Annotated in this window: 19 protein-coding genes; 1 reads left to right on the forward strand and 18 read right to left on the reverse strand. The window is 46.4% G+C overall.

From position 1 onward, the window contains the following. Positions 1-130: 130 nt before the first annotated feature. Positions 131-1,492 carry an FAD-dependent oxidoreductase gene (locus tag Q0Y54_RS02745; protein WP_297964048.1) on the forward strand — a complete coding sequence of 454 codons (1,362 nt, stop codon included), beginning with the start codon at positions 131-133 and terminating at the stop codon, positions 1,490-1,492. A gap of 221 nt (positions 1,493-1,713) precedes the next feature. On the opposite strand, the gene Q0Y54_RS02750 is transcribed toward Q0Y54_RS02745, so the two are convergent. From Q0Y54_RS02750 to typA, 18 genes are all read right to left on the reverse strand, one after another. Further along, positions 1,714-2,382: a hypothetical protein gene (locus Q0Y54_RS02750; RefSeq protein ID WP_297964050.1), complete on the reverse strand. Its 669-nt coding sequence runs from the start codon at positions 2,380-2,382 to the stop codon at positions 1,714-1,716. A 109-nt stretch (positions 2,383-2,491) separates the two neighbouring features. After that, positions 2,492-3,349: a flagellin lysine-N-methylase gene (gene fliB, locus Q0Y54_RS02755; RefSeq protein ID WP_297964052.1), complete on the reverse strand. Its 858-nt coding sequence runs from the start codon at positions 3,347-3,349 to the stop codon at positions 2,492-2,494. 12 nt (positions 3,350-3,361) lie between these two features. Further along, entirely contained in the window at positions 3,362-3,805 is a 444-nt protein-coding gene (locus Q0Y54_RS02760; RefSeq protein WP_297964054.1) for a GatB/YqeY domain-containing protein, read from the reverse strand. Between the two features lie 91 nt (positions 3,806-3,896). Beyond that, positions 3,897-4,679, reverse strand: coding sequence for a class I SAM-dependent methyltransferase (locus tag Q0Y54_RS02765; protein ID WP_297964056.1), 783 nt, complete (start codon positions 4,677-4,679; stop codon positions 3,897-3,899). 69 nt (positions 4,680-4,748) lie between these two features. Then, a complete protein-coding gene (gene mutL / locus Q0Y54_RS02770) occupies positions 4,749-6,923 on the reverse strand; it encodes a DNA mismatch repair endonuclease MutL (RefSeq protein WP_297964058.1) in 2,175 nt (724 codons plus the stop codon). Next, positions 6,920-9,517: a DNA mismatch repair protein MutS gene (mutS, locus tag Q0Y54_RS02775; protein WP_297964060.1), complete on the reverse strand. Its 2,598-nt coding sequence runs from the start codon at positions 9,515-9,517 to the stop codon at positions 6,920-6,922. The genes mutL and mutS overlap by 4 nt, the downstream gene beginning before the upstream one ends. A gap of 105 nt (positions 9,518-9,622) precedes the next feature. After that, positions 9,623-10,921, reverse strand: coding sequence for a tRNA (N6-isopentenyl adenosine(37)-C2)-methylthiotransferase MiaB (miaB, locus tag Q0Y54_RS02780; protein WP_297964094.1), 1,299 nt, complete (start codon positions 10,919-10,921; stop codon positions 9,623-9,625). A gap of 159 nt (positions 10,922-11,080) precedes the next feature. Further along, positions 11,081-12,340, reverse strand: coding sequence for an ATP-binding protein (locus tag Q0Y54_RS02785; RefSeq protein WP_366072163.1), 1,260 nt, complete (start codon positions 12,338-12,340; stop codon positions 11,081-11,083). 128 nt (positions 12,341-12,468) lie between these two features. Next, entirely contained in the window at positions 12,469-13,344 is an 876-nt protein-coding gene (locus Q0Y54_RS02790; RefSeq protein WP_297964061.1) for an ADP-ribosylglycohydrolase family protein, read from the reverse strand. Positions 13,345-13,350: 6 nt separating this feature from the next. Continuing rightward, positions 13,351-14,316, reverse strand: coding sequence for a macro domain-containing protein (locus Q0Y54_RS02795; RefSeq protein ID WP_297964063.1), 966 nt, complete (start codon positions 14,314-14,316; stop codon positions 13,351-13,353). 190 nt (positions 14,317-14,506) lie between these two features. Continuing rightward, on the reverse strand, positions 14,507-15,490 hold the full coding sequence (locus Q0Y54_RS02800; protein WP_297964065.1) for a macro domain-containing protein: 984 nt from the start codon (positions 15,488-15,490) through the stop codon (positions 14,507-14,509). Positions 15,491-15,715: 225 nt separating this feature from the next. Beyond that, positions 15,716-17,602, reverse strand: a complete 1,887-nt coding sequence (locus Q0Y54_RS02805; RefSeq protein ID WP_297964067.1) for a fructose-specific PTS transporter subunit EIIC — start codon at positions 17,600-17,602, stop codon at positions 15,716-15,718. A 48-nt stretch (positions 17,603-17,650) separates the two neighbouring features. Then, complete coding sequence (gene pfkB / locus Q0Y54_RS02810; RefSeq protein ID WP_297964069.1) at positions 17,651-18,559, reverse strand: 1-phosphofructokinase; 909 nt, start codon at positions 18,557-18,559, stop codon at positions 17,651-17,653. Between the two features lie 4 nt (positions 18,560-18,563). After that, positions 18,564-19,310, reverse strand: coding sequence for a DeoR/GlpR family DNA-binding transcription regulator (locus Q0Y54_RS02815; protein ID WP_297964071.1), 747 nt, complete (start codon positions 19,308-19,310; stop codon positions 18,564-18,566). 416 nt (positions 19,311-19,726) lie between these two features. After that, complete coding sequence (gene lysS, locus Q0Y54_RS02820; RefSeq protein ID WP_297964098.1) at positions 19,727-21,193, reverse strand: lysine--tRNA ligase; 1,467 nt, start codon at positions 21,191-21,193, stop codon at positions 19,727-19,729. 58 nt (positions 21,194-21,251) lie between these two features. After that, positions 21,252-21,725, reverse strand: coding sequence for a transcription elongation factor GreA (gene greA / locus Q0Y54_RS02825; RefSeq protein WP_297964072.1), 474 nt, complete (start codon positions 21,723-21,725; stop codon positions 21,252-21,254). Positions 21,726-21,946: 221 nt separating this feature from the next. After that, positions 21,947-22,429: a cell division protein SepF gene (locus tag Q0Y54_RS02830; protein ID WP_297964074.1), complete on the reverse strand. Its 483-nt coding sequence runs from the start codon at positions 22,427-22,429 to the stop codon at positions 21,947-21,949. Positions 22,430-22,611: 182 nt separating this feature from the next. Further along, a complete protein-coding gene (typA, locus tag Q0Y54_RS02835) occupies positions 22,612-24,432 on the reverse strand; it encodes a translational GTPase TypA (RefSeq protein WP_297964076.1) in 1,821 nt (606 codons plus the stop codon). Positions 24,433-24,501: the final 69 nt, after the last annotated feature.

Genomic DNA, 24,501 nt, shown 5'->3' on the forward strand with positions numbered 1-24,501 from the left:
AGATTTTTCTTATAAAGAAGAAAAATTTGAACAATGGCGTTATAAAGCATATGGTGAATAATTTGAATTATTAATTGTCATTTGTTATTATGTTTCCAAGAGACTATATTTCAAGTAGGAGGAATTTTATATGCGTTTTAAAATCTCAAGACGAAATTTTCTCAAAATGGCCGGTATTGCCACTACCGGCTTAATGATGGCTCAATTACCCAACAATCAGGCAGCCAGCGCGGCTGAGTCCAGCGATACAAAAATCAAATACGGGGGTCATGATATTCCCCTGCTGTACGAGGCGGAGGTCTGCGTATTGGGGGGTGGCCCCTCCGGCGTGGCCGCAGCTGTCAGTGCCGGTAAACGGGGAGCCAAAACCGTCCTGGTGGAAAAGGGTATTACCCTGGGCGGCCTGCAGACCATGGGCAATGTTATTCCCTGTATGACCACCTGGGCCCCGGACAGCGACACTGCCTTTGTCAGGGAGCTGAAGCAGCAGCTGGAAAACCATGGTATTGACTACAATGACCACCATGAGGGCAGTGAGGTGGGGATTTGGACCAATCCTGAGGCCCTGAGCCTTATCTACGACGAAATGTGTCAGGAGGCCCACACTGAGGTATTGTATAATACAGTATTTGTGGATGCAATAAAGAAAAATAACACCATTACCCACTGTATTGTTCAAACCATTGCCGGGTTACGGGCCATAAAGGCCAATACCTTTATTGATTGCTCCGGCGATGCCATTTTAGCCCGCAGTGCCGGTGTGCCCAGTGAGCATGGCTTTGAAAAGACGGGCAATAACCAGCCCATGAGCTTCCGCTTTGAAATGGGCGGCGTAGATTTAGACAAGGTTTATCAGCACGTTACGGTGGAGCTGGGAGATGATTTCTGCCCTACCAAGCCACCTCACTATGAATTTGCGGAAGCCAGACACCGTACCAGACAATATGTATTGGAAAAATTCATGGTGGATGGCATAAAATCCGGTGAATTGACCGAGGAGGATGCTGAATACATGCAGGCCTTTGCCATTGTGGGCAAGCCTGGTCACATTTCCATGAACTGCCCGGAGCTGCCGCTGCAGTTCAGTGCCTCTGACCCATTGTCCTACAGCCGGGGAGTCATGGCCGGCCGTCAGATGATAAATCGTATCAGCCAGTATTTTATCAGGCATATGCCCGGCTTTGAAAAGGCCTATCTGGCCAAGGAGGCCTCCATGCTGGGTGCCAGGGAATCTTGGCGAATACGGGGAAAATACTACATGGTGGAGGACGATTATCACAACCAAAGCCGCTTTTCCGATGCTGTAGCCCGCACGGCTTGGTTTATTGATGCCCACGGGGAAAAGGTCAGTGAAAAGCTGCCTAAGGGGGCCTATTATGAAATACCGTACCGGGCATTAATCACCAATGAGATTTCCAACCTGATTGTTGCCGGTCGATGCATAAGTGCCAGCTTTATCCTGCAGGCCTCCATGCGCATCCAGCTGGTATAGCCGCCGCCTGGGGCTTACAAAATAAGATAGCTGCCAATGACATTCAGTGGGATAAAATCCCCGAAGCCCTGCGCAGCTATGTAAGCAAATAGTTATATAGGGCTATTGTTCAATGAGACTTATTCAGTGGGAGATTTATACTCCCACTGAGTGTAGTCGAATTAATACAGAGCTAACGGGTGCTAAGTCTCCATCTTCTTAGGCGAAAAAAAGTTACCTAATCAGGAATTTTCACTACTTCTATAGTAGAAAGAGCTATTTGCCATAGCAGGTTTCAGCTTCAACAGCTCCAATATTTCAAAAAACTTATTGGGGTTGTTCACAAACACCAAGGCGGCACTGTAAGGCCAATTAGCGAAGGTGTATTCCTGCCACAGGCTTTTTCGGTGCTGGGCCACCTTTGCATAATCGCCATCTGCATTGCTTTCCAACCAAGAAAAAGCAAAATAATCTGCCAAAGACTCCGTCAGCTGGTGCTTTCTTTCCATAGATATTCCCGTTCTGGGGCTGGCATCCTGCAAAAAGGCCCTTTCATCCCATATTCGGTGCAGAGAATGAAAAAATTCATGGGCCAGTACCATGCTTAAAACACATTCATATTCATTATCCAAATGAAATGTGCGGCAATATTCCTTCACTGCCTTATGGTATATAAATACACTGTATCCCTTTTTAAGGGATTTTCCCAGCTGCTTATCAAAGGGGCCATTCGCTTTTGGAATAACTATTACTTCATCTGAAATATATACAGGTGGCAGCCATTCCTTGCGCTCCTCCAGCATTTTTTTAAAAGAAGCATTGGGAAAATTCGCCATCATTTTATAGAAATAGTCCCTTATTTTCACCAGCTCATTTTCCAAAAATGAATCAATATTACATGCAAACATCATAAATCCAGTATATTTTCCTTAACAAACACAAAACAGGCCAGATACCCCAAAAGCTATGCGGAACTGACCTGATTTGTTTTTACCCGTTAATATCTAATATCGGATGAAACTACATTTTCAAGAGCATCGCCACATTTTCCGGGCAATATTCTATCTGCTCTGACCAGCGGCGTATGGCTTCAGGCAAATCACCAGTAATGGCTGCTGCTATAAAAATATATTCCGTGGATATATCTGTATAAATCAGCAAATCCTCCAGACTGTAATCACTGAGCTTTTCCAACTGACGGTACATTATATATTGATATATACGCTGAAAGGTCTGGTGTGGCATTATTCGCTCATAATTTTCAAGAAATTTAGGATTTTCCTGGGCATATTGCAAATATACAGCAATATCCTCCCGCCACTTATCATCAATGGGTTCAGTATTTCCTATTATTTCCAGAACCTCAAGGGCATCATTCTGGGAAAGACCGGGATGAAATGTCTGCTGTTCCTTTTTCATGTTTATTCCCAATAGCTTCAAAAGCTCAGAGAAGCTCAGATTATCACTCTGACCTTCAATATTGAATTCCAGTGAACCAGCCTGGAAAAGCAGCCCACAGGAAACCTCGCAGCTAAGGCCTACCCCCGCCAGCTCGTAATCATTGAGAACAGTATAGAAACGGGGATGATTGGTACATATCTCGCAAATAATTTCCTCGCCTGCTGACAAAATCAGCTTACAGAGGCCATCCTCCTGTAAAAATGGGCAAGCTCCATTTTTAGCAAGCCCAAAAGAATACACACCATTGGCACTGGATATATTAGCCCTTAGCTCATCCCCCAGACTTCCTTCAAATTTCAGATATTTTTCCGCTGTGGCCTTGTCTATATCTATCTCCCACCCCTTACAGCAAGAGTGGCCGCAATCACTGGCTATACAGGAAAACTCCTTATAAAATGACGGATAGACTGTTTTCATCCCATCACCTGCTTAATTCAGGGCTTCCTTCACTAATGTATTGACCAGCTTTCCGTCCGCACGGCCTTTAATCTTTGGCATAAGTGCCCCCATTACCTTGCCCATATCCTTTGGTGAGGAAGCACCAGTCTGCTCCACAGCCTCCTTCACCAAGGCACGTACCTCATCCTCAGATAACTGCTGTGGCAAATATGGCATCAGAAAAGCGATCTCGGCTTCATTCTGGGCTACCAGATCAGACCGACCACCCTTTTCAAAATCTGCGATGGAGTCCTTACGCAGCTTAACCTCCTTGCTAATAACGGCTATTACAGCATCATCGTCCAGCTCAACCTTGTTGTCAATTTCCTGCTGCTTAATGGCACCTCTAACCATGCGAATTACGGCCAGGCGGTCCTTTTCCTTGGCCTTCATTGCTTCCTTCATATCATTTGCCAGCTGTTCTTTAAGTGACATATTATGCACCTCCAAAAAATTTAAAATTACCTCCACGAAGTCATGATGACTTTGTCAGGAATATTATACTTCATCATTTTATCAATTACACCTACAGTTTAATAACGCCATAATGCACCTTGGAATGCTTGCCTCCCACAATGGTGTCAAAGCCCAGACGGGCAAACTCCAGGCTGCGGCTGTTTTCCTTCATTACCACCCGATGTCTTGCGACCCGCTTGGCCTCATTTACAGCCTCTATTGACAAAGGCCGATGGTCAGCCACGGCACGAATAGGATTTATATTATGGCTGTCCTTTAATGGATGACGAAACATGGGATCAAAATAAACAACATCAACGGACCTATCGGGCAGAGTCTTTAAATAATCATTATAATCAGCATTTATAACATTTACCCGCTTAATGGCACTATGAAGCTCGTAATTGGTGGCGAGAAAATGCTTCATGCCTTCTCCGGTAATGAAGGCAATAAGGGGGCTGGCCTCGAGACCGGTGACACTGCCCCCTTCTCCCGTAACAAAGCTGGCCACTATGGCATCAGCCCCGAAGCCCAGAGTGCAATCCAAAACGCTCATGCCCTCCTGTAACGCCATGGCGGCCGTCATATGATCCTCATCCCCCATGCGAATATTTTTTATACGAAGCTGGGACATATTAGGGTGAAAAAACAGCTCCCCCTCACGGGTATCCAACACAAAGCTGCCCTTTTTGGCCACCAGAATATTATCTACGCCATATTCATCACGCAATTCAGGCAGAGCCGCCCTATTCCGCTTAACATTCCTTATTCCCAGCTTCTCTGCTGCATAGGCGGCCAGCGCAATACTTTCCCTATGATTTTTTCGGTCTGTTGTAACAATGGTATTTAACATTAATTCTCCCTATGTATGTGAGCAGCGTAAACGTATCCCCGCCTGCAGAGGCGGGAGCTGCCTGCTTCGTTAAAAGCCGGTGCGCTTAAACATCTTGGCCAGCTCATCACTGCTGAATTTCAAAATCGTTGGCCGGCCGTGGGGGCAGGTATACGGCATAGCGGTTTTATTAAGCTCATCCAAAATAATCTCCATCTGACGGAAATTCAGCTCAAAGCCGGCCTTTATGGCGGCCTTGCAGGCGGTCATGGCCAGGCATTCATGACGAATTTCCGCCGCGCTGAGCTGATGCATATCCTCCAGAGAAACCAATATCTCCCTAATGGTATTTTCAGCTTCGGCCACAGGAATATCCGCCGGAATTTCCATGAGGCGATACTGATCCGGCCCACTTGGTTCCAGGCCAAAGCCCAGGCTGTGGAACATCTCCAGATTGCTTTCAATAAGCTGGGCTTCCCGTTCACTGAAATCCAATATGAGATGCACCAACAGCTGCTGGGATGGTATACGCTCCGTCATAGCCGCAAACCGGTCGTACAATATGCGCTCATGGGCAGCGTGCTGGTCGATAATATAGAGGCCGTCCGCATCCTGGGCAATAATATAGGTATTGTCCACCTGACCGATAGGAACCATGGGCGTGGTGCTGATACCCGCCGATTGCCCAATCACTTCCCCCGTTTCCCTATCTATCAGTACATTATTTTCAAGTACCGTTGCTTCTGCCCCATTTGAGCCTATAACAGCCTCATTTACAGTGGCCGCTGACCCATTAATGGTTATTTCTGCCTCATTTACAGTGCCAGCTGCCCCATTTATGACATTCTCTGCCTCATTTAAATTGGCCGCTGCCCCATTTGTGACTGCCTCTGTCTCATTTACACGGGCCGCTGCCCCATGTACGGTGGCAGAAGCCCCTTGTATGGTGGTCTCCGGTTCATTTGCCACCAGCCCACCAAGCGACGCCAAGCCCTCCCCCTTCAGCCGGGACAATTCCCCCTGGGCCTCCTGCAGGGTTCTGGCCTGCTGCTCCACCCGATACTGGTACGCCGAGGATGGGAGGCTGGAGGGAGTATAGCTGCTATGACCTGCGGAGCTGGCTCCGCCGATTGCCCGGGGCTGTGCTGCCGGTACAAAATGCATTTCATCAATAAGGGGCTCCATAACGGGCTTGGACGCCGTCATGGAAGCAGGAGCTCCGGTAAAATGCCGTTCGGGACGCTCCACCTGGGCCGCAATATTCCCCAGAGCCGCGCCATGGGGCCGCACCGCATCCAGCACTGCCTTATATACCGCCTTAAAAATTCTGCTCTCATCCTCAAACTTTATCTCACTTTTCTGGGGGTGAACATTTACATCAATGGAATTGGCGGCCACCTCCATAATAAGGGCCACCATTGGATAGCCGGATTTGGGAATAAGCGAGGAATAGGCATTGTCCACCGCCTTGGCCATGGCCCGGTTGGAAATAATCCGTCCATTAACGATAAAGGTCTGCCAATTTCTGTTGCTCCTGATGGTGGATGGTTTGGAAATATATCCCTTGATGGTAATATCAGCGTCGGCAAAATCCATACCCAAAAGGGCATCCCCCACTGAGCCACCGTAAATACTGCGGAGCGTATCGTGAAGATTGCCATTGCCCGGCGTCACCAGGGAGGTTTTATTGTTATTGATAAATTTAAAGGCAATATCCGGCCGGGAAATAGCCAGCTTTATTATAAACTCGTTTATCTTGCTGGCCTCGGTGTTATTGGTTTTCATAAACTTTTTCCGGGCCGGGGTATTGAAAAACAAATCCTCCACCCGAATGGTGGTACCCAGACTGCAGCCCGTTTCACCGATGTCCGGCTCCTTGCCCCCGATAATTTTCACCTCAGTTCCCAGCTCGGCCCCGGCCTGACGGGTCTGCAGAGTAAAACGGGACACAGCGGAAATACTTGGCAGGGCCTCACCACGAAAGCCCAGGGTATCTATATCCATCAGGTCCTCAACCTTAATGATTTTCGATGTGGCATGACGCCGGATGGCCATCTTCGCGTCTTCCATGCTCATACCGATACCATTATCCGATACCCGCATAAAGCTGGTACCTCCTGCCATGATTTCCACTTCAATGCGGTCAGCCTTGGCATCCATGGCATTTTCGATTAATTCCTTTATAACTGACGCCGGTCGTTCCACTACTTCACCAGCCGCTATTTTATTGATAGTGTTATCGTCCAGAACATGTACAAAGCTCATCCTCGTCCCGCCTCCTCTTTGGCCTGCTGCTGTAAGCGATACAGGGTATTCATGGCCTCAATCGGGGTCATGGTCATTACATCCATACTCAATAATTCATCGCTAATGGTATTGCCAAACAAGGATACCATCATATCATCGGACTCAGCCACTTCCTTGGCCTTTTCCTGCTTTTTGGTCAACGGAATACTGTCTGCCTTGGCGTCCTCCGCCTCCAGAGCTGCCAGTATTTTCTCTGCCCGCTGGGTTACTGCCTTGGGAAGCCCCGCCAGACGGGCAACGTGAATACCATAGGATTTATCCGCAGAGCCCGGGATAATGCGGCGGAGGAAACTGATATCCTTCCCCTTTTCCTTGACTGCAATACAATAATTCTTTATTAAATCGTCCTCCAGGTCCGTAACCTCGTGGTAATGGGTGGCAAAGAGGGTCTTGGAATGGATATGCTCCCGAATGTGTTCAATTACTGCCCTGGCAATACTCATGCCGTCAAAGGTACTGGTGCCCCGGCCAATTTCATCCAAAATAACCAGACTGTCACGGGTGGCGTACTTCAAAATCTGGGCCACCTCATTCATTTCCACCATAAAGGTACTCTGACCGCTTACGAGATCATCGCTGGCACCTATACGGGTAAATATTCTGTCCACCGGGGAAATGGTGGCTTCCCGTGCCGGAATAAAGCTGCCCACCTGGGCCATAAGGGTCAGCAGGGCGGTCTGGCGCATATAGGTGGATTTACCAGCCATATTGGGGCCCGTAATCAGCATAATCTCACATTCAGTGTGATTTAGGCGGGTATCATTAGGCACAAACAAATCCCGGGTCAAAATCCGCTCCACCAAAGGATGGCGACCATCCTTTATATCAATCTGCCCATTATTCACCAGCCGGGGCCGCACGTAGTTATAAGCACTGGCCGCCTCAGCAAGGCCCGTAAGCACATCAAGAACTGCAATATGCTTGGCAGTTTCCTGAATATCTCCCAGCTTGGCCTTGATGGTATCGCGGATTTCCATAAACAGATTGTACTCAATGTTTACAATCTTCTCCTCTGCTCCCAGAATTTTCGTTTCAAATTCCTTCAGCTCCTGGGTAATATACCGCTCGGCATTGGCCAGGGTCTGCTTCCGTACATAATGGTCAGGAACCAGCTCCGTACCGCTGTGCCGCACCTCAATATAATAGCCAAAAACCTTGTTGTAGCCGATTTTCAGGGCCCGTATGCCAGTGGCTTCCTTTTCCTTTTCCTCCATTTCCTGCAGGAGCTGCTTGCTGTCCCTGGAAATCTTACGGTACTCGTCCAGCTCCTCATTGTAGCCCTCCTTGATTATCCCTCCATCACGAATGGTAAGGCCCGGGGCATCCACAATGGCCCTGTTTAACAGGTCCACAAAATCCTCATAGAGATGAATCCCCTCATGACATTTCTGCAGCAGCGGGGACTGGCTGCCCCCCAGGAGATTTTTTACGGCAGGCAGGGCCATAAAGGAGGTTCTCAGGGCCACCATATCCCGGGCATTGGCTGAGCCCACCTCAATACGGGTCAGCAAACGTTCAAAATCGTATATGGACTTGGTGGAGGTCTTCAGCTCCCCACGAAGGATAAAATCATTGGCCAGCTCCTCCACTGCATCCAGACGCTGATTAATCTGCCCAATATTTATCAGGGGATATTCCAGCCACTTCTTCAAGAGGCGGGTGCCCATGGCCGTATCGGTAAAATCCAATACGTCAAGAAGGGTGTCCTTTTTTCCCCCATCCCGAAGGTTGCGGGTGATTTCCAGATTTCTCAGGGTATAGGTGTCAATAACCAGATTATTGGCAAAATCCAGCTTGGTGAGCTGGGACAAATGGGACAAATCCGTTCGCACCGTATCGTGGAGATAGCCCAGCATAGTGGCCACCGCTTCACTGGCAGCACGGCCAGCCGGGCGATTGTTTACATCAAAATGCTGAATAATCAAATCATCCACATTTTTAACAGGTGCCTCAATACGGGTAAAGGCACAGGCCGCCATACGCATATCAATAAAGGTCTTTAAATCACCTAAAAAGGAGGGGTCACCTAAAATAATAAGCTCCGGCATCATAATGCGGTACAGCTCATCATAGAGGGCCTGGAAACGGTCGTCCCCGGTATAAACCCCATAGAAGCACTCGCCAGTGGAAATATCCGCCCCAGCCAGTACAACCTCCTCCTCAGCTTCATAAACCAAGGCAATGTAATTGTTATTGGCCGACTGAAGGGCGCTTTCCTCCAAAATGGTTCCCGGGGTAATAACCTTAATAACCTCCCGCTTGGTAAGGCCCTTGGCCTTTGGGTCACCAATCTGCTCCGCAATAGCCACCTTATAGCCCTTATTGACGATTTTTGTAATATAGCTTTCAGCAGCATGATAAGGAATACCACACATGGGATTTTTCTTTACATCACCGCTGCGGCTGGTAAGGGTCAGTCCCAGCTCCCGGGAGGCGGTCACCGCATCATCCAGAAACATCTCATAAAAATCTCCCATTCTGAAAAACAGGATTTCATCGGGATGCTGCTCCTTTATGGCCATATATTGCTGCATCATTGGTGTTATTTCCATGAAAATACCATTCCTTTTATCTAACTATATCTATTAGTGGGCTTACCCCAGCAATCTGTAAATATGCCAACAATCTATACCTGCGCCAGCAATCCATAGGAAAGCTTACGCCAGTTCCCCCTTCAGCACCCAGGTCTGAGGCTGACAAATCCTTACTTCCACCAAATCCCCAGGCTTTTCGTGTCCCTGATATGGCCACAGCACCAGCTTATTGCCGGAGGTCCGGCCGGACCATACCTTGTCATCATTGGAGCTTGGTCCCTCCACCATAACCTTTACCACCTTGTCCTGAAGCTGCTGGTTTTTTTCCAGACTTATTTTATTTTGAAGCTCCATAAGGCGATTCAGACGGTCATGCTTCACAGCCTCATCCACCTGCTCCTCCATTTTGGCCGCCGGAGTGCCGGACCGCTTGGAATAAATAAAGGTATAGGCCTGATCATAGCGGACCCAGGCCATTAAATCCAGAAGCTGCTGGAAATCCTCCTCCGTTTCCCCCGGGAACCCCACTATAATATCTGTGGTAATGGTGGCCTCAGGCACGACCTGACGAATTTTGGTAATCAGCTCCTTGTAGGCCTCCACAGTATAAACGCGATTCATGGCCTTCAATATTCGGTTGGAGCCATGCTGCACCGGCAAATGAAAATGGGTACAGATATGCTGACTGTTTTTTATAACCTCAATTACAGCATCACTTAAATCCTTGGGATGGGAGGTCATATAGCGCACCCGCTCAATGCCCTCCACCTGGTCCACCATTGAAAGAAGCTCAGCAAAGGTGGCCTTCTTGTGGTCCTTACCATAGGAATTAACATTTTGACCAAGGAGAGTAACCTCCTTGTAGCCCTGCTTCACGGCCTCCTGAACCTCAGCCACGATATCCTCCGGCATACGGCTCCGCTCCCGCCCCCTTACATAAGGAACGATACAATAGGTGCAGAAATTATTGCAGCCATACATAATTGGCACCCAAGCGGACAAAGCCGTCTTTCTGTGGATTGATACAGCCTCAGGCATGTCCTGTTCGTTGATTTCCGTGTCAACGATGTGCTTTTCCTGAGCCTGCTCCAGCTTGGAAACGGTGGAAGCTACCTCCTGAATTTTATTGGTACCCAGCACAAAATCAATATGGGGAGCCCGCTTTATCAGCTTCTCCCCTTCCTTCTGTGCCATACAGCCAGCGATACCAAAAATAAGGTCAGGATTCTTCCGCTTGAGATGCTTAATCTCTCCGATTTTGCCATAAACCTTGTCCTCAGCATTTTCCCGGACAGCACAGGTATTTATCATAATAAGGTCAGCTTTATCCATATCCTCAGTGGACTCATAGCCCAGCTTGGCCAGCTCCCCCTCCATACGCTCCGCATCACTGAAGTTCATCTGACAGCCATATGTCAGCATCTTTAAGTACTTCTTTTCTCTATTTAAAGTCAAATTGCTACATCCTCTCAACATCAAACAATCGTACAGAACATTATACCATAATTGATGATTTTTGAAAAAATTTATCAATAAACTTCGTGCGAAACGGTTTTTCGCACTACGCCCTTACAACGAAATCTAAAGCTCATCTGCATCCTTCGGATTTGATTCGCTAAGATTTCCTAGTAAAAAATCCCTGATATTTTTGTGTTTTATCCCATTCCTGCTCATATCAAATTCATCCATGGACAGTACATATTTGGGATAATTATCCTTAATATTCTCATATACACCAAATTCACGCTCTATTGTTTCCGGCGAAGCCAATAAGTAACATACCTGTACATAAATCAAGCCTTGCGGTGTTTTGGCAATAAAATCGACTTCCTTGTTATTAATCTTTCCCACAGTAACCTCGTAGCCTCGCCGAATCAATTCCAAAAATACTATATTTTCCAGTACCAGAGCTATATCTTGAGTATTGGAGCCTAATACTGCCTGCCTTATACCATGATCAGCCAAATAGTATTTTTCATGAACGCTAAGTAGCTTTTTCCCCACCAAGTCCTGACGTTTTACCGAATAAAATAAAAACGCGTCCATGCAGGAATGAATATAATTTAAAATTGTTTCAGTTGAAACATTTCGGCCTTCGCTTTTGAAATACTTTGAAATAGAAGAAGCTGAAAATGTGTTGCCTATATTGGCCATAACATAAACCATTATTCGCTCCAACAAGTCTATATCACGGATTTTATTTCTCTTCACGATGTCCTTTAATTCCACAGAATTATACAAATCCTGCAAATATTGAATTGAAGGAGTATCCTGATAATCCAATTCTCCCAAATATGGCATACCACCGTATTGAATATATTTTTTAAAAGCCTCTCCATCTGTAATTTGTGGATACTTTGAGCGGTACATCTGCATAAATTCTTTAAAGGAAAAGGGGTATATGGCAAACTCCACGTAGCGGCCAGCCAAATAAGTAGCCAGTTCACCAGATAAAAGTTTGGCATTGGAACCAGTAATATAAATATCACAGTCAAAATCCACCCTACAAGAATTTATTACCTTCTCCCAATCTGTAACTTCCTGTATTTCATCCAAAAAAAGATACACTTTGCTATCTATATTTTTTATCCTATCATTCAATTCTGAATATAACGCCTGCGGGGTACATAGATGGGCATTGGCCATTGATTCAAAATTATAGGAGAAAATATTGTTGGCTGATACGCCCTGCTCCAGCAATTCACCTTTTATCAATTCCAGCATAATAGATTTTCCGGAGCGGCGAATACCAGTAATTACCTTAATCAGTTCCTTATTAATAAAGGGCCGTATCCGATTCATATATAAATCACGCTTAATCATGTTTATCACCCCAATCATAACTGATAAATGCTTTCTATAGACGATTTTATCAGTTATAACCGCTAAAATCAATTATTTTGGTATTTTATCAGTTATAACCGTCAAAATGAAAAAATCTGCTTTTTTATCAGTTATAACTGATAATTTCAATTCTTCATTCCTTGTTTCAACACCTGATGTACTGATGTACCTTCTTTATCCACCAGTGGAACAAAAACCTTATCAACGGTTCTATAGAAACGGTCTATTATTTTTAGCATTTCTTCTGGTAAATAATTTCGACACTCAGCAACTAACTCATCAGGAATACCATAATAGGCCTCAGCAATACTTCCGGCTATACATGCCAGTGTATCTGTGTCACCACCTAAAGAAATAGTAGTCCTAATTACATCCTCAAAATCCTCACCTTCCAAAAAAGCCGTTATGGCTTCCGGTACAGATCTTTGACAGGTTTCATCATGGTGATATTCTGGCCTAATTTCATCACAGGATCGGGATAAGTCATACCCAATAACATCTGTAACAAACGTTTTTATTGCTTCTTTGTCCTTTCCCTCTAGGGCCAAATATATTGAGCCTGCTACAGCCTGAGCACCTTTTAGGCCCTCTGGGTGATTATGTGTTACTACTGCCGTAAGATAAGCTAATCCCATTGCTTCCTCCAGGCTGGCAGCAAGCCAACCAGCAGCTGAAGCCCTCATAGCTGAACCGTTACCAAAACTGTTATAAGGTTGAGGATTATTAGTCTCCAGCCATCTGCTAAACATATTTCCATAACCTGCATTAGGGTATTCACTTCCCCAGCTTTGCATAGAACTAACTAAAGCTTGTAGTATTTCCACATCAGAATCAAATTTACCATCGACATTATCGAGCAAAACCTCTGCCACTGCTACAGTCATAACAGTATCATCAGTAAATTTTGAATTATCACAAAACAGTGGAAAATCTTTTGTCTTATCCCCTCTGTCAAACTCATAAGGAGCACCAATAATATCGCCTAAAATTGCGCCATACATATATAATCACTCCTCTTCATCCTCTGGTATCAGGCCCGCCTTCTTCATTGAATTATGAGTTTCCATCAACCATTCATTGTAATAGTCATATTGGGGCTGTGTCCACCAGTCCAGCAACATATTTAATGTCTCCAGATCCTCTTCTATACTGGTACACTTATATTGATCAGGATCTCTATTAACTTTGACAAAATGATGACCGTCAGTTCCAAATATTATTTCATATATACAAATTCCAGTCCAACTACGATGGGCATACAGTGTATTGCCCTCCATATACCAAAACCACTTATCATCCATGGATTCAGGAATATTCCCCTTGCGCAGAATATCCATTTCCTTCTGAGTAATTATCCTTTCAAGAATGAATAATTCATGCTTTTGAGGCATAGCTACTATCTTCCAATCATTTTTTGTTGCAGCACCTAAAGGCGGAAATAATTCGTCTAAAATTTTTCCCCCAACTCCCAACACTTTATCACTGTTAACTGCAAAAACAATATCAATCTCACCTTCATCTTCCAAAAAATCATAACATGCCTGCAAAGCTTTTCTCCAAGCCTTCTCTACCGGATAACCACTTGCACCAGAAGATATTAAAGGAAATCCAATGGATGTACAGCCAATTTTCACTGCCAAACGCAGCGATTGCTTATATGCACTATATAAGAGCTTTCCCTCGTTGAATTTTCCACCATGCCATACAGGACCTACTGCATGAATAATATACTTTGACTTTAAATCAAATCCGGGGGTAACTACTGCTGAACCAATTTCGCAATGACCGATACTTTGGCAGACAGCCGAGAGCTTTTCATATCCAGCTGCTTTAAAAATTCCTTCGCAAACAGCACCGTATGGTCTAAGCTGCATATTAGCCGCATTTACAATTACGTCCGTATCTAATTTGGTAATGCTAATTTTAGTAATACTTACATTACTTACTTTAATCATATCAACCGCTCCCTTCATATCTGGCCTTTATCTTTCAGCTTCTGAATATAATCTACCATAAATAATCCGAAGGGTGGTCTCCTGTCAGGTGACATTTTATATAGAAAACTTCGTGCGAAAGATTATTTCGCACTACGCCCTTACAACGAACATTAAGCTCCCACTGCACCATAGGCTTGTGCTCACTAAGTGTTCATAGTAAAAATACTTATACGCCCAATGTAGGTTCCCCTTTTTCAAACAGCACCTGATTAATAGTATCAATATCATATTTTCCCTGCTTGATAAAGTATTCAATAATTACGTCGCTCACGTTGCTGTGGGAAAAGGCGTAACCCGCCCGGGCCAGCAGCTCCCTGGTTTCGGCTATATTCAACTCCAAGGCTATGGACAAAGCAAAAACGGTGGACTTTTTTGGCTTATAAGCTTGGTTATTGCGTATTTTCGAGAAATGCTTGCGATTGATATTGGCCCTTTTATACACCTGGGGATCAGTCATTCCCTTGGCATCAATAAGCTTAAGCAAGGCTTCTGAAAAGGTATCTGTCATATCATTCAATATTTCATCCAAGGAACGGGAATCAGTGCCTCGGTTCCTATATAGAGCTGCCTCCCGCTCCCGTCTGCGCTGATAATTATTACAGCTTTCCTGGGCTAAGTGCTCATCTACATACACTTCATCAATATAATTTTGCACATCATCGAACAAGCTGCTGGATATTTTAAAGGACTCTCTGTCAAACATCACCATATATACATCCAGATCATATTCATCAATAAATTCCCGAATTGCCCTAGTGGCGACAGCAATGGCAATTTCCGGCGGACATCCGAATATGCCGGCAGAAATCAATGGAAAGGCTATAGCTTTACAGCTGTAGTCTGCTGCCAGCTGAAGGGAATTTTTGTAGCAATCGGCCAAAAGCTCCCGTTCCCCATGCTTTCCATCCTGCCATACAGGACCAACGGTGTGTATTACATATTGTGCCAAGAGATTATAGCCTGGGGTAATAAAGGCCTTTCCCGTGGCAATATTCCCAATCCTTTGCCGGGCAATCAGCAGCTCCGGTCCGGCAGCCTTATGAATCGCCCTGTCCACACCGCCCCCTACTATAGCTCTAGGGTTAGCGGAATTAACAACTACATCCACCTTCATTTTCGTTATATCGTTCCTGACAAATTCCAAAGGCATAACAGGTCAGCTCCCATCAAAAAATTACCTTATATACATGATAAACACTGTCTTAGGCAATTTTATCAATAATAACTGTCAAAATCAAACAAAAAGGCCTTCGGCGTCAGCATTCCAACGTTAATTGGAACACTGCTGCCAAAGGCCTGTTAAACTTATTAGGTTAAGGTTCCGTCAAAGGATAAATGGTCGGGAATATTAATAAGCTCCCACCCTATGACCAAATTACTGCTTCAGCGGTCTTTTCAGTACTGACATTACAATGCAGCCCACCACTGCGCCAATAAGAATGGCGGCCAGGTACATGCCGGCATTACCGATGGTAGGTACTACGAAAATACCGCCATGAGGTGCCTGCAGGGTGCAGTCAAAGGCCATGGACAGTGCTCCGGCAGTAGCCGCACCAAGAAATACCGAAGGAATTACCCGCAATGGATCACTGGCTGCAAATGGGATAGCACCCTCCGTAATGAAGGACATACCCATAACATAGTTGGTGATACCAGCCTTCCGCTCGCTTTCAGTAAAGCGGTTAGGGAAGAGAGTAGTACAAAGGGCAATAGCAAGAGGTGGTACCATACCACCGGCCATAACGGCCGCCATAACATTATATTCACCGGAGGCCAACAGCCCTGTGCCGGTAACATAAGCCGCCTTATTGATAGGACCACCCATGTCGATAGCCATCATGCCGCCCATAACAATACCCAAAATGATTTTGGCATTTGGATCCATATTTTTCAGCGTATCCACCAGCCAGGTGTTAATGGCACTTACCGGAGGGGCAATGACAAACATGCTGATAACGCCGATAAGAAGAATACCGAAGAAAGGATACAGGAGAACTGGCTTGATACCCTCCAGGGATTCAGGCAGGGCGGAAAATACCTTCTTCAAAAGATTTACACTGTAGCCTGCCACAAAGCCTGCCAGCAAAGCTCCCAAAAAGCCGGAGCCGGTGGTACTGGCCAGTGCACCGCCTACAAAGCCTACGGCCAGACCTGGACGATCGGCAATGGACATGGCAATAAATCCGGCAAGGATAGGAAGCATAAAGCCGAAGGAGGCACCGCCGATATCCATGAGGAATTTCGCCAATGGCGTATTGGAACCGAATTTACTTGGATCTATGGAATAATCATCGAAGAGGAAGGCCAGGGCAATAAGAATACCGCCGCCTACCACGAATGGAAGCATATGGCTGACGCCATTCATCAAATGCTTGTAAATCTGCCGGCCCAGGCTTTCACCCTCCACATCAGCAGCCCCTTCTGTTCCTTCGGCACCACTGGCGTGATAAATTGGCACATTGCCGGACAAAGCGCGATCAATCAGCTCATCCGCCTTGTTAATACCGTCGGCCACCTTGGCTATAATGACTGGCTTTCCGTCAAACCGGGCCATGGCAACATTCTTATCAGCTGCCACAATAATGGCATCAGCCTTCCTGATTTCTTTTGCCGTCAGCACATTCTTGGCACCGCTGGAACCATTGGTCTCCACCTTGATGGTGATGCCCCGCTTTTTGGCGTGCTGCTCCAGACTTTCAGCTGCCATAAAGGTATGGGCAATACCCGTTGGGCAGGCCGTAACAGCCAAAACCTGAGTGTAATTGGCGGTTGGAGCAGCTACAGCAGCGGCACTGCCCACAAACTTCCCAGCTTCCTTTTCATCAATGATACGCAAAAATTCTTCCTTGGATTTAGCTGCCACCAGTGCCTCCTTGAAATCTGAATCCATCAGCATGGTAGCCAGATTGGACAAAATTTCCAGATGTTCATCATAGGCCGTTTCCGGAGCAGCAATCATAAAGAATAACCGGCTTGGCTCTTCGTCCAGGGAATCAAAATCAACTCCCTCAGGAACCGTCATGGCAGACAAACCAGCAGCCTTTACCCCTGCACTCTTAGCATGGGGGGTTGCTATGCCGTCCCCCAGTCCCGTACTGCTGGAAGCTTCACGGGCCAGCACATCCTTTACATACTGAGCCTTGTCGGACAAATTGCCGCCGGCCTCCATAAGATCAGCCAATTGATTAATGGCGGCATTTTTATCTGCCGGCCGTGCTCCCAAGATAATGCTCTCTTTTTTGAGCATGTCGGTAATACGCATAATTTTCTCTCCCCTTATAAAAATTATATAGATAATGCCTACCGGCGATTACACAATACCTTTCAGCAGCTCCTCCACTTCCGGCCGGGTGGCAAGGTTTTCGCTAAAAGCCGATGCCGAGCCGGTGGCTACGCCCATATGGAAGGCCTGCTCAAAATCCCCATTTGATTCCATGAAGCCGGTGATAAAGCCGGCCACCATGGAATCCCCTGCTCCTACAGAGTTCACCAGGGTTCCCTTTGGTGCCGGGCACCTATAGGACTCTCCGGCTGCTGTCAGAAGAATAGCTCCCTCCCCGGCCATGGATATGAGAACATTTTGTGCTCCCTTTTCCTGCAGCCTCCTGGCATAGGTAAGTATTTCCTCATGGCTGGTGAGCTTAACGCCGAACATATCTCCCAGCTCGTGATTGTTGGGCTTGATAAGAAATGGATGATACTGCAATACCTTCAGAAGAAGGGTCTTTTCCGCATCAACCACTATACGGATTCCCTTGCCATCCAGTCGGGCCATAATCCGCTGATAGATATCATCCGGCAATGCTTTGGGAATGGAACCGGCCAGCACCAGGGTATCGCCAGCCTCCAATTTATCCAATTTTGCAAAAAGCTCTGCCTGCTTATTTTCGCTGATGTTCGGGCCCTGTCCGTTTATTTCCGTTTCACTGTCAGCCTTAACCTTGACATTTATCCGGCTAAAGCCCTGATCCAGCTGAACAAAATCGCTTTTTACACCAAATTCCCCCAGCTGTCTCTTGATTTCTTCACCGGTAAAGCCTGCCACAAATCCCAGGGCAGTGCTGTCATGCCCTAAATTTTTCAGTACAATTGACACATTTATTCCCTTGCCACCGCCTAAAATCTGTTCATAGTTTACCCGGTTAATTTCACCGGCGGTAAAATGATCCAGACGCACAATATAATCCAGTGACGGATTAAAGGTTACGGTGTAAATCATGCCCTCACTCTCCTTCCAAAACGGTGGTATAATCACGATATTTTTTATCCTCCAGCCTTCCAGTTATTATGGTTGCACTGGAAATACCGGCAAAGGTAATTGGTGAAATCTTATTAAACTTTGACCGGTCGGCCAGTATAAAGGCTCTTTTGCATCGGGCCAAAGCCGCGGATTTAACCGCCCCCTCATCGGCATCGGGAGTGGAAAAGCCGGATTTGGGGCTTATTCCGTTGGTACCAAAAAAGCCTTTGGTAAAATTGTAGTGCTCGAGACTTTTCAGGGCTTCGGTTCCCACCACGGCCTCAGTGACCGCCTTTACCGCACCACCGATAATGAACACCTTGAAGCCCTTGGATAACAGACGGGCTGCATGCTGCATACCGTTAGTAACGAAGGTCGCACCCTTGTCCGTCAAAAAATCAATGAGATGCAATGTGGTGGAGCCTGCATCGATGTAAACAAAATCCTCACAATTGATAAGATCCGCCGCCTTGCGGCCAATCGTCACCTTTTCCTCCGGATACAAATCCCACTTGGTCTGCATGTCCTCCTCGGCATTTGAATAATTGTTATCAATGGTTGTTGCACCACCGTATACCTTGTACAGCCTGCCGCTGCGATGTAAAGCAGTCAAATCCCGGCGCACAGTGGACTCCGAAATCTGCAGGGCCTTGGTCAGCTCAAGAACAGTCACCGCCTTTTTTTCCGCTAAAATCTGCAATATAGCTGCGTACCTCTCCTCGGTAAGCACGGCTACCACTCTCCTAAATTTGATTTCTGTATTTATAATACAACCAAAGTCAGTCAAAGTCAACCAATATCGGTCAAAATTAATTATAATTAATCAAAATTAAGATGAATAATGATAGAAAGTAAGAATCCATTTCTCCATATTGGCTGTAATCTCCCCTTGGTCACAGTGTTAAGCGATCCTGTATATCGGCGGCTCCTTCAGGCAGAATTTTTCTCCTCCGGCCTGATTTAGTCGGCTTGAAGCAGTAAACTTCGTGCGAAACGATTTTTCGCACTACGCCCTTACAACGAACACTAAGCTCCCACTGCGCCGTAGGCTTGTGTTCACTAAGTGTTCATAGTAAAAAATCGGACAATAAAAGAGCTGTCTCCCAACGGAAACAGCTCCAAAACAATTCTAATTCAGTTTTTAAATTACTCAGCCAGCGGCTTCATGGTTGGGAATAGCAATACATCCCGAATGGAGGCACTGTCAGTAAGGAACATAACCAGACGATCCACACCGATTCCCAGGCCGCCAGTTGGTGGCAAGCCATATTCAAGGGCAGTGATAAAGTCACGGTCCATCATATGAGCTTCATCATCACCGTCTTCACGGGCCTTAAGCTGCTCCAGGAAGCGGCCCTCCTGGTCAATAGGATCATTGAGCTCAGTAAAGCCATTGGCCAGCTCCCGACCGTATACGAAGCACTCAAACCGGTCTGTAATACGCGGATCCTCCGGATTACGCTTGGCCAGTGGGGAAATCTCTGTAGGATGACCAGTTATAAAGGTTGGCTGTATAAGGGTCTCCTCCACCTTTTCCTCAAAGGCTGCATTTAAAATACCGCCAATACCAAACCGCTTCTCATAAGGTACACCAATCTCATCAGCCATTGCCCGGGCTTCCTCCACGGTGGCACAGCTCAGGAAGTCCTTGCCGGTTGCTTCCTTTACCGCATCGTTCATGCTGATGCGCTTAAAGCTGGAATAATCAATGGTGGTACCCTGATAATCCACCTGAAGACTGCCGCAGACTGCCATGGCCGCATCACGGACTATACCCTCGGTAACATCCATTAAATCATTGTAATCGGCATAGGCCTGATAAATCTCAATGGAAGTAAATTCCGGATTATGGCGCACATCCATGCCCTCATTGCGGAATACCCGGCCAATCTCGTATACCCGCTCCATGCCGCCTACAACCAGACGCTTCAAATTCAGCTCAGTTGCAATGCGAAGATACATGTCCAAATCCAGGGTATTATGATGTGTAATAAACGGACGGGCAGCTGCACCACCGGCAATAGTACCCAAAACAGGCGTTTCTACCTCCAAAAAGTCGCGGGAATCCAAATAGCTACGGATGGACTTGATAATATTGGTGCGTGCCACAAAGGTGTCCATAACCTCCGGATTCATGATAAGGTCAACATAACGCTGACGATAGCGAATTTCCGTATCGGTCAGGCCATGGAATTTCTCAGGAAGAGGGCGGAGAGACTTGGAAAGCAAATCAAAAGAGTCTACACGGACAGTCAGCTCACCACGGCGGGTACGGAAAACATGACCCTTAACGCCGATAATATCACCAATATCCAACAGCTTAAACTGCTTATACTTCTCTTCACCCAATACATCCAGCTTAAAATAAATCTGTATACGGCTGGTACGGTCCATAATAACGGAAAAGCTTGCCTTGCCATGACCCCGAATGGCCATCAGACGGCCGGCAATAGCTACCTCCTCCGTGCTTTCCTCCTCGCCCTGAAGATGTGCATACTGCTCCAAAATTGCAGCATTATGATGGGTAACCTCAAAGCGATGGCCAAAGGGAGCTACACCCATTTCCCGGAAGGCGGCCAGCTTGTCCCGCCGAACCTTCAATAATTCATTCATGTCCTGCTGAACAGGAGCATTTTCCTTATGTTCTGCCACTTTACATTCTCCTATGCTATCAGTGCTTAATTTCAACAATCTCATAGTTGATGATATTCTCACCAACGTGTACCTCAACGACCTCGCCTACGGTTTTACCGATAATAGCGGCACCTACCGGAGACTCATTGGAAATCTTTCCCTCATCCGGGTCAGCCTCTGTGGAGCCAACCAGCTGATAAGAATCGGTCTCATTAAATTCCAAATCCTTCAACACAATTTTTGAACCCATGGATACCACGTTATTGTCTGCACTGTTCTCAATAATTTTTGCATTGCGGATTTTTTCCTCCAGCTCGGCGATTTCCCCCTCCAGGAAGGCCTGCTCATTCTTGGCGTCATCATACTCGGAGTTCTCGGAGAGGTCCCCCAGAGCAATAGCAGCCTTCAGACGATCAGCTACCTCAAGTCGTTTTACGCTTTTTAAATAATCAAGTTTCTCCTGTAGTTTTTTCAAACCGTCTGCGGTGAGAAGTACGCTCTTGTCTGCCATTACTAAAAACTCCTTTACTCAATAAATAATGAGTGCCAGTTGAGGCACTCACAAATAATACAAAATTTACTATAATATTATAAGTAAAAACCGTTATATTGTCAATTATGATTACCACTGTCAGGGCTGCCCAGGGACCTACACCATTAGAATCCCCCATGCCGGGCGCATACAGAAAAAGACTGTCACCAGAGTAACAGTCTCATTCAGACAATAAAATATTACAATGTAGCAGCTACGGATTTCATTTCGTTTACCTCAACACCATTTGGTGCATAGAGAACCATGGTGTTGGAAATACGATGAACAAAGCCGTCCTTAATGTAGCATACGCCATTCAGAAAATCACAAATCCGCTGCTGTTCAGGAAGCTCAACCCGCTCGTAATTAACAATGGCCGAATTCTTGGTCTTCAAGGCATCAGCAATCTCACGAACATCATCAAACCGCTGTGGCATAAAAATCCTTATTTTCATTTCCGCAACGCGGGTATTGTCAGTATGCAACGTAAGATTAGGCCTTTTCTGGGCCGCCGCAGACGAAGACGCCACAACAGCAGGGGCCGGCTTAACAGCCTCCAGTGTACTGCCGCCCACTACCTTGCGTTCAATCTCCTCCTCAACAACCTCTTCCTTATCCTCATACAGCTCGTCTTCAACCTCAACCGGTGCGAGAAAATCTTCCAATTTTTTCAGGATGCTCACAACGTCCGCCCTCCAATTAAAATAAGTGCAAATAAATCAAATATAATAATAAGCCTATCTCAAACATCAAACCCATCTTTAGGTACTTAATATTATATTCGCAAACTATGGGTTTTGTCCCGTAATTTTTTTACTATTTTTAATTTTTTCCAAAAATGAGGCTAAAGACCCACAAAAAATTATTAACCCTTACGAGCATTTTTGCTGGCCCGGCCCCGGACAACCTTGTCCAAAACCGCCTTCCGCAGGCGGATGCTGTCCGGCGTAACCTCAACCAATTCATCATCATTAATATATTCAAGGGCCTGCTCCAAACTTAAAATACGCGGCGGAGTCAGGCGGATTGCTTCATCGGATGCAGAGGTACGCATATTGGAAACATGCTTGGCCTTACATGGATTAATATCCATATCAATATCCCGGGAATTTTCGCCAACAATCATGCCCTCATATACGGCCTGACCCGGGGAGATAAACATGGTACCGCGATCCTGAAGGTTATAAATACCATAGCCGGTGGTTTCGCCCTGCTCAAAGGCTACCAATGAACCACGGGTACGGCCCGGGATATCTCCCTTGTATGGTACATAGCCGGAGAATACATGGTTCATAATGCCGTTGCCCTTGGTATTGGTCAGCAGCTCACTGCGGAAGCCAATGAGGCCACGGGCCGGAATCAGGAATTCCATACGCATGTAACCGGAAACCTCTGTCATATTGGCCAGTTCAGCCTTGCGGGTACCCAGAGATTCCATTACAGTACCCATGTATTCCTGAGGAACCTCCACGGTAAGGTTTTCCATAGGCTCACACTTCTGACCATTAATCTCCTTGTAAACAACCTCCGGCTTGCCAACCTGCAGCTCATAGCCTTCACGGCGCATGGTCTCAATCAAAATGGAAAGATGGAGCTCACCGCGGCCGCTGACCTTAAATACATCAGCAGAGTCCGTTTCCTCCACCCGAAGGGAAACGTTGGTCTCCACCTCCTTAAAGAGGCGGTCACGCAGGTGACGGGAGGTAACAAACTGACCCTCACGGCCGGCAAATGGGCTGGTATTTACCCCAAAGGTCATGGACAGGGTTGGCTCATCAATATTAATGGTTGGCAATGCCTCAGGATTTTCAGCATCTGCTACAGTATAACCGATGCTCACATTTCCCAGACCGGTCAGGCAGACGATTTCACCCATCCCGGCCTCCTCTACCTCAACCCGGTTCAGCCCCTGGTAAGTAAATACCTTGGCTACCTTGGCCTTGGTCTGGGAGTCGCCATCCAGCAATACCACAGCCTGATTTGGCTTTACGCTGCCCCGGATAATCCGGCCTACAGCCAGCTTGCCAACGTATTCATCAGATTCCAGAGTAGTTACCATCATCTGGAGAGGCCCATCTGCATCCCCCTGTGGACAAGGAATTTCCTTGACAATGGTCTCCATCAGCGGCTTTAAATTGTCGTTGTCATCCTCCATGCTGTACTTGGCGATACCATCACGGGCCGTAGCGTAAATGCATGGGAAATCCAGCTGTTCATCATCTGCATCCAGCTCCATAAAAAGCTCCAAAACCTCATCGTAAACATCATCCACCCGCTGGTCAGGACGGTCAATCTTGTTGATAACAACGATTGGCTTCAGGCCCTGCTCCAGTGCCTTGCGAAGTACGTACTTGGTCTGTGGCATTGGGCCTTCAAAGGCATCTACCAGCAGCACTACGCCATCCACCATGTTAAGAACACGCTCAACCTCACCACCGAAATCGGCATGGCCCGGAGTATCAACGATGTTAATCTTAGTGCCCTCGTACATAATTGCTGTATTTTTGGAAAGAATAGTAATACCACGCTCGCGCTCCAGGTCACCGGAGTCCATTACACGCTCTGCCACCTGCTCATTGGAGCGGAAAATGTGGCTCTGCTGAAGCATAGCGTCTACCAATGTAGTTTTACCATGGTCTACGTGAGCAATAATCGCGATATTTCTCAAATTTTCATTCTTACTCATAGTATCAAAATTCCTCCCATACATAGAAAAAGGAGTCCTACGCTCCCCTCACAATAACGTCGTCTTAAA

Origin of the sequence: uncultured Anaerovibrio sp., from assembly GCF_947302755.1 — a bacterium.
Taxonomy (GTDB): domain Bacteria; phylum Bacillota; class Negativicutes; order Selenomonadales; family Selenomonadaceae; genus Anaerovibrio.

Coding starts and splice junctions, on each gene's coding strand:
- Q0Y54_RS02745 (WP_297964048.1), top strand. CDS start 131: ATGCGTTTTAAAATCTCAAGACGAAATTTTCTCAAAATGGCCGGTATT.
- Q0Y54_RS02750 (WP_297964050.1), bottom strand. CDS start 2,382: ATGATGTTTGCATGTAATATTGATTCATTTTTGGAAAATGAGCTGGTG.
- fliB (WP_297964052.1), bottom strand. CDS start 3,349: ATGAAAACAGTCTATCCGTCATTTTATAAGGAGTTTTCCTGTATAGCC.
- Q0Y54_RS02760 (WP_297964054.1), bottom strand. CDS start 3,805: ATGTCACTTAAAGAACAGCTGGCAAATGATATGAAGGAAGCAATGAAG.
- Q0Y54_RS02765 (WP_297964056.1), bottom strand. CDS start 4,679: ATGTTAAATACCATTGTTACAACAGACCGAAAAAATCATAGGGAAAGT.
- mutL (WP_297964058.1), bottom strand. CDS start 6,923: ATGAGCTTTGTACATGTTCTGGACGATAACACTATCAATAAAATAGCG.
- mutS (WP_297964060.1), bottom strand. CDS start 9,517: ATGGAAATAACACCAATGATGCAGCAATATATGGCCATAAAGGAGCAG.
- miaB (WP_297964094.1), bottom strand. CDS start 10,921: ATGCTGACATATGGCTGTCAGATGAACTTCAGTGATGCGGAGCGTATG.
- Q0Y54_RS02785 (WP_366072163.1), bottom strand. CDS start 12,340: ATGATTGGGGTGATAAACATGATTAAGCGTGATTTATATATGAATCGG.
- Q0Y54_RS02790 (WP_297964061.1), bottom strand. CDS start 13,344: ATGTATGGCGCAATTTTAGGCGATATTATTGGTGCTCCTTATGAGTTT.
- Q0Y54_RS02795 (WP_297964063.1), bottom strand. CDS start 14,316: ATGAAGGGAGCGGTTGATATGATTAAAGTAAGTAATGTAAGTATTACT.
- Q0Y54_RS02800 (WP_297964065.1), bottom strand. CDS start 15,490: ATGCCTTTGGAATTTGTCAGGAACGATATAACGAAAATGAAGGTGGAT.
- Q0Y54_RS02805 (WP_297964067.1), bottom strand. CDS start 17,602: ATGCGTATTACCGACATGCTCAAAAAAGAGAGCATTATCTTGGGAGCA.
- pfkB (WP_297964069.1), bottom strand. CDS start 18,559: ATGATTTACACCGTAACCTTTAATCCGTCACTGGATTATATTGTGCGT.
- lysS (WP_297964098.1), bottom strand. CDS start 21,193: ATGAATGAATTATTGAAGGTTCGGCGGGACAAGCTGGCCGCCTTCCGG.
- greA (WP_297964072.1), bottom strand. CDS start 21,725: ATGGCAGACAAGAGCGTACTTCTCACCGCAGACGGTTTGAAAAAACTA.
- typA (WP_297964076.1), bottom strand. CDS start 24,432: ATGAGTAAGAATGAAAATTTGAGAAATATCGCGATTATTGCTCACGTA.